At 68.7% G+C, this 12,024-nt stretch carries 8 protein-coding genes, 2 tRNA genes and 1 pseudogene; 5 read left to right on the plus strand and 6 right to left on the minus strand.

Going from position 1 to position 12,024, the window contains the following annotated elements:
- Window positions 1-2 precede the first annotated feature (2 nt).
- From glxA to H4N64_RS26100, 3 genes are all read right to left on the minus strand, one after another.
- A complete protein-coding gene (gene glxA / locus H4N64_RS26090) occupies window positions 3-1,940 on the minus strand; it encodes a radical copper oxidase GlxA (protein ID WP_186284857.1) in 1,938 nt (645 codons plus the stop codon).
- Window positions 1,937-3,910 (minus strand): glycosyltransferase family 2 protein, encoded by a 1,974-nt coding sequence (locus tag H4N64_RS26095; RefSeq protein ID WP_186284858.1) that lies wholly within the window; start codon window positions 3,908-3,910, stop codon window positions 1,937-1,939. Before H4N64_RS26095 ends, glxA begins: the two co-directional genes overlap by 4 nt.
- Before the next feature lie 419 nt (window positions 3,911-4,329).
- Window positions 4,330-4,403: transfer RNA gene (locus H4N64_RS26100), tRNA-Lys, on the minus strand.
- A gap of 185 nt (window positions 4,404-4,588) precedes the next feature.
- Here H4N64_RS26100 and H4N64_RS26105 point away from each other — a divergent pair.
- The 5 genes and pseudogenes from H4N64_RS26105 (at window position 4,589) to H4N64_RS45535 (ending at window position 10,065) form a co-directional block, all read left to right on the plus strand.
- Window positions 4,589-5,878, plus strand: a complete 1,290-nt coding sequence (locus H4N64_RS26105) for a peptidoglycan-binding protein (RefSeq protein WP_186284859.1) — start codon at window positions 4,589-4,591, stop codon at window positions 5,876-5,878.
- Window positions 5,879-5,959: 81 nt separating this feature from the next.
- Entirely contained in the window at window positions 5,960-7,069 is a 1,110-nt protein-coding gene (locus H4N64_RS26110) for an SPFH domain-containing protein (RefSeq protein WP_186284860.1), read from the plus strand.
- A 100-nt stretch (window positions 7,070-7,169) separates the two neighbouring features.
- Window positions 7,170-7,775: a lytic polysaccharide monooxygenase auxiliary activity family 9 protein gene (locus H4N64_RS26115; protein ID WP_186284861.1), complete on the plus strand. Its 606-nt coding sequence runs from the start codon at window positions 7,170-7,172 to the stop codon at window positions 7,773-7,775.
- 103 nt (window positions 7,776-7,878) lie between these two features.
- Window positions 7,879-8,391, plus strand: a complete 513-nt coding sequence (locus H4N64_RS26120) for a hypothetical protein (protein WP_260859984.1) — start codon at window positions 7,879-7,881, stop codon at window positions 8,389-8,391.
- Between the two features lie 40 nt (window positions 8,392-8,431).
- Window positions 8,432-10,065 (plus strand): annotated as a pseudogene (locus tag H4N64_RS45535) (AMP-binding protein).
- 112 nt (window positions 10,066-10,177) lie between these two features.
- On the opposite strand, the gene H4N64_RS26135 reads toward H4N64_RS45535, so the two are convergent.
- From H4N64_RS26135 to ehuA, 3 genes are all read right to left on the minus strand, one after another.
- A tRNA-Lys gene (locus H4N64_RS26135) sits at window positions 10,178-10,251 on the minus strand.
- 99 nt (window positions 10,252-10,350) lie between these two features.
- The gene (locus tag H4N64_RS26140) at window positions 10,351-11,109 is read right to left on the minus strand and encodes an IclR family transcriptional regulator domain-containing protein (RefSeq protein WP_186284862.1); all 759 of its coding nucleotides are present in this window, start codon (window positions 11,107-11,109) and stop codon (window positions 10,351-10,353) included.
- Window positions 11,110-11,260: 151 nt separating this feature from the next.
- Window positions 11,261-12,022, minus strand: a complete 762-nt coding sequence (ehuA, locus tag H4N64_RS26145; RefSeq protein ID WP_186284897.1) for an ectoine/hydroxyectoine ABC transporter ATP-binding protein EhuA — start codon at window positions 12,020-12,022, stop codon at window positions 11,261-11,263.
- Between the last annotated feature and the right edge of the window lie 2 nt (window positions 12,023-12,024).

Genomic DNA, 12,024 nt, shown 5'->3' on the forward strand with positions numbered 1-12,024 from the left:
CTTCAGGGGACTCGAACCCACTGTGCCTCTGACGGCACCCCTTGATCATCCACAACGAACAGCATGTACCACCCGGCTTGAACAAGGTTCTTGTTCTCCGGCACAGTCACCGTCACCTTGTTCCCCTCGGTCGTGAAGTCCAGCGCGATGGACCGCTGATCCACGTCCGTCACATGCGTGGCCGCACTCGGCCGGATCAACCGCACCTTCTTGATGGACGAGGCGTGCTGAGAGGTGAACGTCCCGGACTCGCCGCGCTCGATGGTCTCCGTCCCCTTGGACAGCGACGGACGTGAGCCCTGGTACAGATACGGCGGCGTGTAGATCTCGATCCGCTGCTCGAACTTCCCCGGCTTGGTGTTCGCCTTGTCGGAGTAGAGCGAGTCAGAACCGAAGAACATCACACGCCCGTCGGGCAGCAGCACAGAACCGGAGTGGTAGTTCCGCCCGACCAGCGGATCGGCGACCTGATCGAAGGAGTTGGCAGTGGGGTCGTAGATCCGGGCCTGGAGGATGTTGGAGTCCCCCCGCCCGCGATAGTCCTCGGAACCGCCCGACACCAGCACGGTGTCGTCGGGCAGCACAGAGGCCTGCGGATACCGGGTCCCCTTCTCCAGCGAGGGCCCGTCCACGAACTTCGGGCTGTCTGCCTTCAGATCGATGATCCGGGTCTTCTCACTGGACAGCTTGGACTCACCGACGCCACCGCCGCCGATGACCATGTACTTCTCGTCCTGAGCCGGAGGCAGCAGCACGGTCCCGGAGGTCTCCAGCTTGTCGGCGTCGCTCAGCCCGGGCAGCTTGGTGAACTTGTTGGTGTCCACGTCCCAGACACCGGGGTCACGCCCGACATCGTCGGGCCCGTACCCCGCGTTGGACCCGGAGTAGAAGACCTTCCCGTTCTGCATCAGGAACAGCGCCGGATACGTCGGGAACTGCCGGATCTTCTCCGTGTACGTCCACTTCTTGGTCTCGGGGTCGAAGATCTCGTTCTTGCCCGGCACCAACTGCCCGATGTCATCGAGCCCGGAGACGCTGAGAATCCTCCCGTCGCTCAGCGTGGTGAGCGTCGGATACCAGCGGGCCTCCTTCATCGGGTCGACCTTGATGTACTTCTCGGCGACCGGATCGAACTCGTAGGCGTCCCGGATGCCCTGGAAGTCCTTCTTGTCCAGCGCGAGCTTCTGCGCGATGCCGTAGGTGTTCCGCGCGTCGGTACCGGACAGGCCCTGCACGCGGTAGTTGTCCTCGGTGCCGGTCTCGTACTTGGAGCCGCTCTTCTGCGCCTCGACGTAGATCCGGCCGAGGCCGGGGTCGTTGCGCAGGAACTCGCCGGTCTCCTTGTCGAAGACCTTCTTCGCGCGCGGCACCAGCACCGGGTCCTTGGAGACGAACGTCTTGCCGTTCTCCTTGCCGGTGAACTTGGTCCCGGCAGGCAGGGTGATCGGCTCGTCCGGGTTCTCGTTGTGGACGATCATCAGGCCGCCGGCCTTGGTGACGTCACCCTTGAGCTTCTCGTACCGCTTGGTGCCGCCCGCGATCAGCAGATTGCCGTTCGCCAGCTGTGTGTGGCCCGTGCAGAACAGATCGCTCGGTGTCGGCACCTTCTTGATCGTGCCCTTGACCGGGTCCCAGATCCGGGTGTCGAACTTCTTCGCGTCGAAGTTCTCCTGGTTGTTGCCGGAACCCGCGACGAGCAGCACCTTCCCGGTGCGCAGCAGCGCCGCGTGGATGGTGTTCTGCCGGTACTCCTCGGGGAACTCGACGATCTCCCAGTGACCGTTGTCGGCTTTGTACTCCGGTCTGTTGATCTGGTACTGGTGGTATTTCTCGGTGCCGAAGCGGTAGAGCCACGGACCGTTCATCCCGGCCAGCGCGAGCACCACCGCCGTGCCTATCGCGAGTCGACGGACACGGCGGCGGCCGGCCTGGTCTTTCATTCCTTACGTCCCCCAAGTCCACCCAGGGCGATCTGCATGGTCTGGTCGGTGCCGCCGCCCTGCGAGGCGGCCCAACTCGGCTTGTGCTGCGGGCTGTGGTGCGCGCCCCCCTGGCCCGGCAGCGGCTGAGCCTGGTGCGGCAGCATCGGGGCGGCCGCCTCCGGCTCGGCCGGGACCGGCGGCTTCTTCTTCGCCTGCCGCAGCATGTGCCGCCAGGCGAAGACCGGGGTGGCGGTGATCAGCATGGCGAACGTCGCCCAGATGACCATCGCGGGGTGTGCGTGCCCGTAGACGAAACCGGCGGCGATCGACGCGCCGAAGATCAGGATGAAGTACCAGTGGTAGCGGAAGGTCCCGAACCAGCGGTCGGGGCTGGCCGAGTCGCCCTTGGGTGTCACGACGAACTTGCTCTTGCGGCGCAGCACCGAGTCGATCAGCGCCTTGGCGTACAGCGGCGCCGACAGCGCGGACATCACCATGCCGGCCACCCCGCCGGAGCCCTCGGGCTCGTGCGGCGAGACGTTGTGGCGGCGGTTCCAGACGTAGAGGCCGATCTGGAGCGCGGAGGCGTTGCCGTAGAGCATCAGCCATATCGTCGGGTCGATGTTCACACCCGAGGCGCCGAGGCCCAGGAACAGGGCGCAGCTGAGGGCGGCGAGGATCCAGTTCAGGGCGGACATCGGGTAGAAGATGATCATCATCGTGTAGTTGAAGAGCTTGCTCGGCGGCAGCGAGTACCAGCCCTTCCAGTACTGCTTGAGGATCGTCTCGTACGTCCCTCGCGACCAGCGCATCTGCTGGGTGAAGAAGTCCGTCCAGGCGCTCGGGCCCTCACCGACGGCCAGCACGTCCGGGGTGTAGACCGAGCGCCACTTCTTGCCCGTCGCCGGGTTCTTGTGGCGGTGGATCTCGAAGCCGGTCGCCATGTCCTCGGTGATCGAGTCGTACAGACCGCCGATCTGCTTGAGCGCCTTGATGCGCACGGCGTTCGACGTACCCACGAACATCGGGGAGCCGTAGCGGTTGCCCGCGCGCTGGATGAGGGCGTGGAAGAGGAACTGCTGGGACTCGGCGGCCTTGGTGACGAAGTTGTCGTAGTTGCCGTAGACCTGCGGGCCGATGACGAAGCCGACGTTCGGGTCGCGGAAGAAGCCGAGCATGCGCTCCAGGTAGTTGGGGAGCGGGACATGGTCGGTGTCGACGGAGGCGAAGTAGTCGTAGTCGTCGCCGTGCGCGTCCAGCCAGGCGTTGTAGTTGCCGTGCTTGGTCTTGGCGCGGTGCGGGCCCTTGGCCTGGTTCCACTTCGCGATGCCCTTGCGGGAGAAGTGGTGCACGCCGAGCCGGGCGCAGACCTCCTTGACCTCCGGGTCGTCGCCCTCGTCGAGCAGCCAGACGTGCAGCAGACCCCGGTGGCGCAGCTTGACCGCCGCCTCCAGGGTCTTCGTCACCATCTCCAGCGGCTCCTTGCCGGGCACGAAGGAGGTCAGGAAGGCGACTCTCGTGCCGGACTCGGGCACCACCGGGATCGGGTCGCGGGCGACCAGGGTGGCGTGCGCGTTGGACAGCACGTTCATGCAGCGGAAGAACTCGATCAGGCCGATCGAGACGAGCATCACGATGTCGAGCGCCGGCAGGAAGTCGTATTCGACGTAGTCGCGTTCGGTCCAGTGCTCGGGCTGGAGCAGCCAGGCCAGCAGCACCAGCGAGAGCAGGGGCGCCGCCGCGAGCATCAGCGCGACGCGGATGCGGTGCGGCTCCTGAGAGATCAGCGAGCGGTACTGCACCCGGTACGGCTTGTTCGGATCGGGCTGGGTGAGGGGGCCGGCCAGCCGGCTGTAGTGCTCGTAGTCGTACTTGGGCAGCGTCTTCTTGATGCGCCTGAACGCCCCGGTCCGATGAGTTGGCACTCTGAGCTGAGTGGTCTGTGACGGGTCGGAGTCCGGCCGGGCGCCCGTCGGCGTCGACGTCATGAGTCATCCCCCCACACGCAGGTCACCGCGTGTCTGTCGGTTCCTTCGTCTGCTTCGGTCCCCCTCGACCTTCACAGACGTATCAGTGGTGGGTCACAGTCACCACATCTTCCACTTCATAGACATGGAACCGCGACCTTCCGGTTGCATGATGCCCCCCTCGGCATCCGTTCATGAACGGGGCCCCTCTCCCCGTCGAAGCGAGCAACCGGTTTCTTGCCCCCCAACTGCCGCAAATCCACAGCAGCTTGAAGGACCAGGGTTCTACGGCGTTCAGCATGATCGCAAGATGCGAAACGCGGTGTTTACCGGTCATACGCGTTCATTGTGGCCCCTGTGGGGGTCTTGTGTACCCCTTGTGGAAAGGTCGCCCGGATACACAAGAAGCCCCTCGCGTCCGCGAGAGGCTTCCCGGTCTGTGCGCCGCCAGGGACTCGAACCCCGGACCCGCTGATTAAGAGTCAGCTGCTCTAACCAACTGAGCTAGCGGCGCCTGCTGACGCCATCACTCTACCGGACCCCGGAAGGTGCTCCGGGCCACCCGCACGCGCTCCGCCCCCGGTCAGAGGGGTGACGTACATCATTCGGACCGTCAGCATGCGCGCCCGGAAGACAGTTGAGAAACTGATGAATGTGCACAGACACGAACATTTCCATCCGGAATGTGAGGGGAATCGCATGGCGGCTCCGGCCTTCGAGGAATTCGAACCCGCGAGCGACTGCGAGTGCCCCGGATGTGTTCACCGGCGCCGCGTCCTGCCACACTCCGCGGCCGGCCGCAGGGGCGCCCACCCGGCCCACCGGACGGTGATCGTGGCGGCCGCCGCCTCGGCGGCGCTCGTCGCGGGGCATGCCGTACCGGCGCTCGCGGCTCCGCAGGCACCCGGTCGGCCGAGCCTTCCCGCGGCCGACGAGCCCGACACCCCGCAGGGGAGCAAGGCCCCGCTGCACGGCCCGGGCGGGGTCCAGGCGGGGCCCGCCCAGGCGCCGACCACCACCCGGGCGGAGATCATCAGGCGGGCCAAGGAGTGGGTCGCGGCGAAGGTGCCGTACAGCATGGACCGGTACTGGCCGGACGGTTACCGGCAGGACTGCTCGGGGTTCGTCTCGATGGCCTGGGGCCTGCCCGGCAACGAGTGGACGGGCACGCTCGGCCAGTACGGTGTGCGCATCCCGAAGGAGGACCTCCAGCCCGGCGACATACTGCTGTTCCACAATCCGGCGGACCCCCAGGACGGCTCGCACGTCGTCATCTTCGGCGGCTGGGCCGACTACACGCACACCTACTACATCGCCTACGAGCAGACCCGCCCGAACACCCGCAGGCAGTCCACCCCGTACGCCTACTGGAGCTATTCCAGCCGCTATGTCGCCTACCGCTACAAGGGGCTCATGGGCGTTACGGGGGGCTCGGTGCCGGACAGCGACAAGCCGGCCGCGGCGCCCTTCCCGGGGCCGGCCTACTTCGGGCCCGGGGCCGACAACAAGTACGTCACCCAACTCGGCCGCCTGCTCGTCGAGCGCGGGGCGGGGCCCTACTACTCCTCGGGACCCGGACCGCGCTGGTCCGACGCCGACCGGCGGGCCACCCAGGCCTTCCAGCAGGCGCAGGGCTGGCGGGGCCGGGACGCGGACGGGCTGCCGGGGCCGCGGACCTGGGCGCTGCTGGTCACCGGCAAGGGCAAGGACATCACCGCGGGAGCGCCCGCGCCTCCGTCCTCGCACGGGGTGCCCGGGTATCCGGGGCGGGCGATGTTCCGGCCCGGCGCCGACAACAGTCATGTCACGCGGCTCGGCGGACAGCTGGTGAAGAAGGGCTTCGGCAAGTACTACACGACCGGTCCGGGCCCGCGCTGGGGCGAGGCGGACCGGCGCAACGTCGAGGCCTTCCAGCGCGCCCAGGGCTGGCGGGGCGGCACGGCGGACGGCTACCCGGGGCCCGAGACCTGGCGACGGCTGTTCTCGTGATCGATCTTGCACCCCTGCTGCTGTACCCCCGTTGCTGCACCCCCTGTTGTGACGCATCTGGCGCGAAGGCTGGAGGCACGCATGAGCACGACCACTTCACCGACACCGGAGTCCGAGGGACCGTCCAGGACCGCCCGGCTGATCCAGAACGAGATCACCACCGAGATCCCCGTCCATCTGCTCTTCCGCGACGAGCCCGAACCGGTGTCCGTCCCGCTGAAGCCCGCCGTCGTCAGCCGCCGCCAGGGCACGGGGGAGCAGCCGCGGCTGCGCCGGCTCGCCCCCGCGCCGGCCCGTACCGTGCCCGAGGTCGACCCGGACCTGGTCGAGCGGCCCGCCCGGGTGCTGCCCGGCTCGGCGGGCGTGCTCGCCGGGGCCTGCGGTCTCGCGGGCTGCGCGGTCACCTCCTGGTGGGCGGGCACGCTGCCGCCCCTCGCGCTGGAGGCGCTACGGCTGCCGTCGTACGCGGGAGCGGGCCTCGGTCCCGCGCAGTGGGCGGCCTACGCCGGGGCCGGCGCCCTCGGTCTGTTCGGCTTCGGCGGGCTCGCCCGGGGCCGGACCGGACGGGCCTGGGTGCTCGATCTGTTCGGCCGCTACCGGGGGACCGTCCGGCGCACCGGCCTGATGTGGGTCAACCCGATGCAGCTGCGCCGCCGGGTGGACGTACGGCTGCGGCACTGGCGCAGTGAGCCGATGCCGGCGGCCGACGCGAGCGGGGTCGCGCTCAGGGTGGTGGTCCTCGCGGTGTGGCGGGTGCGGGACACCGCGCGGGCCATGCTGGGCGTCGAGGACCACGAGGCGTACCTGCGGGAGTGCGTGGAGGCCGCGCTGGCCCGGGTGCCGGTGGAGGCGCCGGGGTCGGGGCACGGCCGCGCCGACGCCTCCGGGGAGGCGCTGACCCGGCTGGTCGTGGCCGAGGCGGCGCCGATCGGGGTCGAGGTGTTCTCGGTCCAGCCGGTCCGGGTCGAGTACGCCCCCGAGGTTGCCGCCGCCATGCACCGGCGCCGGATCGCCGCGCTGGACGCGCAGCACCGGGCGTCCATGCTCACCTCGGTCGTGGACTCGGTGGAGGACACGGTGACCCGGCTGACCATGCGGGGGCTCGTCGAACTCGACGACTACGAACGCAAGGCGCTGGTGAAGGACTTGACGGTCGCGTTCTGCGCCGGGCGTGGGGAATCCGGTACGTGATTGGTATGGACATGTTCAAGTAACGGTCATACTCTCAGACTTGGTCTAGACCTACCCTGCACGGCTCACTGAAACTCCCCACGTTCCCAGGAGCGGCAGCATGCGCAGAAAGACCAAGTTGTCTGCCGCCGTGGTCGGTCTCGCCACCACCGGAGCCCTTGTGCTCTCGTCCGGCGGGGCCAGTGGCCACGGCTACACCGACCTCCCCATCAGCAGGCAGAAGCTCTGCCAGAACGGCACCGTGACCAACTGCGGCCCCATCCAGTGGGAACCGCAGAGCGTCGAGGGGCCGAAGGGCTTCCCGGGCTCAGGACCGGCCGACGGACAGATCTGCAACGCGGGACTGAGCCAGTTCAGCCCGCTCAGCTCACCGCGCACCCCGTCGGGCGGCGCCTGGCCGGCCACGAAGGTCACGGGCGGCCAGAGCTACACGTTCCGCTGGCAGTTCACGGCCATGCACGCCACGACCGACTTCCGGTACTACGTCACCAAGCAGGGCTGGAACCAGAACCACAACCTGGCCCGCTCCGACCTCAACCTCACGCCGTTCCTGACGGTGCCGTACAACAACCAGCGGCCCCCGTCCACGCTCTCGCACAGCGGCAGGCTGCCGTCCGGGCTCAGCGGACGGCACGTGATCCTGGCGGTGTGGACGATCGCCGACACCGGCAACGCGTTCTACGCCTGCTCGGACGTCACGTTCTGAGCTTTGCTTGAGCGAGTCCGCCACCCCCCACGGGTACGGTCCCCCTACGCCGACATGACCAAGTCGGCGTAGGGGAGCGGGTATCTGACCTCGGGGGAACATCATGGATCTCTTTTTCTACCTGGCACCCGGCCTGATCCTGGCCGTGGTCCTCTTCGGCGCCTACCGGATCGTGCGTCGGGCCTGGCGGCTGCGCCGGGCCTGGAACAGCGGTCTGACGGCCGAGGCGCGCTGTCTGCGGATGTTCACGACGACCCACGGCGGCAGCGGCGACACATCGGTGAGCACCACGCTCCATCACGTCTACGAGTTCACCGCGCGCGACGGCCGCGTCATCCGCTTCGAGGAGGAGGGCCCGGCGACGACGCTGGAGGGTGACTTCGTCACCGTCCACTACGCCGAGGGCCGCGAGGTCAACGCCACGGCCAGGGCCCCGCGCCGGGCCGGGCTCGCCGCCTCCACCGTCGCCGCCCTGGCGTTCTTCGGGGTGGTCGCGGTGTTCTGCGTCGGCTTCATGGTCACGTACAGCCAGATGTCCGACGCCTTCGACTTCGGCGAGGACGGCGGCGACACCGCCGACACCGTCGTGATCGACGGCGTCACGATGACTCCCTGACCCTCCACATCTGACGAGTCATCAGCTACCGTGCGCCGCCATGGACTCCAGCAGGCGTATGGTCGCGGAACTCGTCGCCGACCGATGGGACGACCACCGCCCGGGCCTGTGGTTCGAGGACCGGGCGCTGACCCACCACCAGGTGGCCGCCGGTGCCGCCGCCCGCGCGGCACTCCTGGCCGACCTGCTGCCGCCCGGCGCCGAGCCGCACCTCGGCGTCCTCCTCGACAACACCCCGGAGTACCCGCTCTGGATCGGCGCCGCCGCGCTCGCCCGTGCCGCGGTGGCCGGAATCAACCCCACCCGCAGAGGCCCGGAGCTGGCAAGGGACATCCTGCACACGGAGTGCCGGATCCTGATCACGGAGCCGGCCCACCTCCCGCTCCTCAAGGGCCTCGACCTGCCCGGCGTCCGCATCCTGCTGACCGGCTCCGAGGAGTACGACGCCCTTCTCGCGCCGTACGCCGACGCCCGCCCCGACCCCTCCCGCGCCACCCCGAGGGACCGGCTGCTCCTCTGCTTCACCTCGGGATCGACCGGTGCCCCCAAGGCCGCGATCTGCACGCAGGGCCGACTGGCCGCGGCGGGAAGGTCACTGGCCGGGCAGTTCGGGGTCGGGCCCGACGACGTGCACTACATCTGCATGCCGATGTTCCACGGCAACGCCGTCATCGCCGACTGGGCCCCCGCTCTCGCGGCCGGGGCGGGCGTGGCGCTGCGGCGGCGGTTCTCGGCGTCCGGGTTCCTGACGGACGTACGGTGGTGGACGACGCAGCACGCGGTGCAGTAACTCGATCGTGTGATGAACGGTTGTTGGTCTATGGCGCCGAGTGCGCGGTGGCTAAGGTCGCTGTGCGATCTGGGCGCGAGGCGCGGCGCCAGCGTGCGGGGCCTCTGCTCCACCGGAGTGATGGTTCAGGGCCTCCCCGTCGCCTGTGGTCTCTTCCGAGTGATCAGGTCGTGAGGGACTCCGCCCTTCCGGGGCCGGACCACAGACGGGATCTGTGTCGCCGCCCGGTTGCGAAAGCGGACGACCAGCGCGCCCAAGACCGTTCGGGGCGTGCCGGTGCGCGGTTCTGCGCTCACCGCTGAGGGACGGTACTGGCGCAATCCGGGAGATGCGCACTGGCGGCCCCCGCCCCACGCCGAGTAGGAGCGGGGGAGGCTGGTATTTGGGCCGACGATCTCTTCTACCGGGACGCCGACGGTTACCTGTACTTCGCCGGTCGGGCCGACGACCGGCTGCGGGTCGACGGGGAGAACCTGGCCGCCGCGATGATCGAGAACATCCTCGCCCGGTACGAGGGTGCCGACTCCGTCGCCGTCTACGCGGTGCCGGATCCGGTGACGGGGGACCAGGTGATGGCGGCCCTCGCCGGGACCTTCGACCCGGAGGGGTTCGCGCAGTTCCTGCTCGCCCAGCCGGACCTGGGGACGAAGATGGCGCCCCGGTTCGTGCGGGTCATGGAGCGAATGCCGGTCACCGCGACGAACAAGATCCACCGGGCGCTGCTGAGGCGGGAGGGCGTGCGCTGCACGGACCCGGTGTGGTGGCGCCCGCCAGGAGAACCGGCGTACCGGCTGCTCACCCCCGAGGACGCCGAAGGGCCCCTCGTCTCCACGAGAGGCCCTTCACAGGTGCGCCGCCAGGGACTCGAACCCCGGACCCGCTGATGCTGCATTCTCCGGGGGGCGACCCCCGGACCCCCGGCCGCCCCGCGGCGTCGGGGAGAGGCCGTCCAAAAAGCGAAGGCCCCCCGCACCCGCGAGGGACCTTCACTGTCTGTGCGCCGCCAGGGACTCGAACCCCGGACCCGCTGATTAAGAGTCAGCTGCTCTAACCAACTGAGCTAGCGGCGCATGACTCACGCCAACCGCTCGCTTTTCTGTCTCGCGGCTGACGACAGAGAAAATACTACCTGGTCCCCGGGGGTGCTTCTGACCAACGCCGGGTGATGGTCAGATCGCCAGCGACAGCAGCACCGGTGTTGCGTTCCTGTTCAGCGCGTCCGCCGCCTGGCGCAGCCGATGCGCCTGCTCCACCGGAAGCGACACCGCCAGGCATCCCACGGACGCCCCCGCCGTGATCGGCACCGCAGCACACACCGTGCCCACCGCGTACTCCTGAAGGTCCAGAACGGGAACCGTCGGCGGCTGGGCCTCAAGACGGGAGAGCAGCAGCTTGTCACTGGTGATGGTCCGCGACGTGAGCCGCGCCATCTTGTGCCGGGACAGATGATCCCGCCGGCCGTTGTGGTCGAGCTGGGTCAGCAGGCTCTTGCCGACCGCCGTCGCGTGGGCCGAGACGCGGAAGTCCACCCACTCGTTCACCGCGGGGGCGGCCGGGCTGTCGGCGTACTGCGTGACCTTCACCTCACCGTCGACATACCGGCTGATGTACACCGCCGCGCCGACCGAGTCGCGCAGCCGGACCAGGGTGCGCTGGAGCCTCTCGCGCAGGGCCGCCTCCCGGTCGTGCGCCGAGCCCAGCCGGGTCAGCGCCTCCCCGGTGACATAGGTGCCGTCGGCGATCTGCTCGACGTACCCCTCGCGGCGCAGCATCCTCAGGAGGCTGGTCAGGCGCTCCGGGGTGAGGGCGGTGTGCCGGGCGAGTTCGGTGTCGGTGATTCCGGTGGTGTGCCGCGCCACCGTCTCCAGGACGCGCAAGGCGTCCTGGGCCGAGTGGTACGGCGCGGTCGGCTCGTGCTTCAGCGCCACGGTTCCCCCTGGGCCGGATTCCGGTCAGCCAATCGTTTCCACGATAGCGGCCAAGAGGCTTGCAGAGAGCGGTTGTTGACAAGATTCCGGCGCCGCCATCTGCGGTGATAACCCTCTGGCATATGACGCGGCCATGACCTGGTCACCGGAGTCACAGGACCGCGCTGAGAAATTCACGGGTCCGGTCGTGCTCGGGGTCGCTGAAGATCTTCTCCGGGGCGCCGGCCTCGATGACCCGGCCGGAGTCGAACATCAGGACCTGATCCGAGATGTCCCGGGCGAAGTTCATCTCATGGGTCACACAGAGCATCGTGATGTCGGTGGACCGGGCGATATCCCTGAGCACGTCGAGGACGCCCGCGACTAGCTCCGGGTCCAGTGCCGAGGTCACCTCGTCCAGGAGCAGCACCTGCGGCCGCATGGCCAGGGCCCGGGCGATGGCCACCCGCTGCTGCTGGCCGCCGGAGAGCTGCGAGGGGTGCTTGTCGACGTGGTCGGTGAGACCGACCAGCTCCAGCAGCTCCCGCGCCCGCTCCTCGGCCGCGTCCTTGGACATGCCGAGCACGGTGACCGGGGCCTCGGTGATGTTCCTGAGGACCGTCATGTTCGGGAACAGGTTGAACTGCTGGAACACCATCCCGATCTTCTTGCGGACCTCGCGGACCTGCTTCTCCGGCGCCGGGAACAGCTGCTCCCCGTCGACGGTGATCGTGCCCTCGTCGGGCTTGGTCAGCGTCATCAGCAGGCGCAGGATCGTCGTCTTGCCCGAGCCGGACGGACCGATCAGCGTGACGTGCTTGCCGGCCTGGACGGAGAAGTCGAGGTGGTCCAGGACGGTGTTGTCGCCGAACCGCTTGGTGACCTGCTCCAGCCGGATCAGTTCGCCGTTCGAGCGCTTGTCGGCGGGGTTCATGT

This window comes from Streptomyces cupreus, from assembly GCF_014257025.1.
Classification (GTDB): domain Bacteria; phylum Actinomycetota; class Actinomycetes; order Streptomycetales; family Streptomycetaceae; genus Streptomyces; species Streptomyces cupreus.

Coding starts and splice junctions, on each gene's coding strand:
- glxA (WP_186284857.1), bottom strand. CDS start 1,940: ATGAAAGACCAGGCCGGCCGCCGCCGTGTCCGTCGACTCGCGATAGGC.
- H4N64_RS26095 (WP_186284858.1), bottom strand. CDS start 3,910: ATGACGTCGACGCCGACGGGCGCCCGGCCGGACTCCGACCCGTCACAG.
- H4N64_RS26105 (WP_186284859.1), top strand. CDS start 4,589: ATGGCGGCTCCGGCCTTCGAGGAATTCGAACCCGCGAGCGACTGCGAG.
- H4N64_RS26110 (WP_186284860.1), top strand. CDS start 5,960: ATGAGCACGACCACTTCACCGACACCGGAGTCCGAGGGACCGTCCAGG.
- H4N64_RS26115 (WP_186284861.1), top strand. CDS start 7,170: ATGCGCAGAAAGACCAAGTTGTCTGCCGCCGTGGTCGGTCTCGCCACC.
- H4N64_RS26120 (WP_260859984.1), top strand. CDS start 7,879: ATGGATCTCTTTTTCTACCTGGCACCCGGCCTGATCCTGGCCGTGGTC.
- ehuA (WP_186284897.1), bottom strand. CDS start 12,022: ATGAACCCCGCCGACAAGCGCTCGAACGGCGAACTGATCCGGCTGGAG.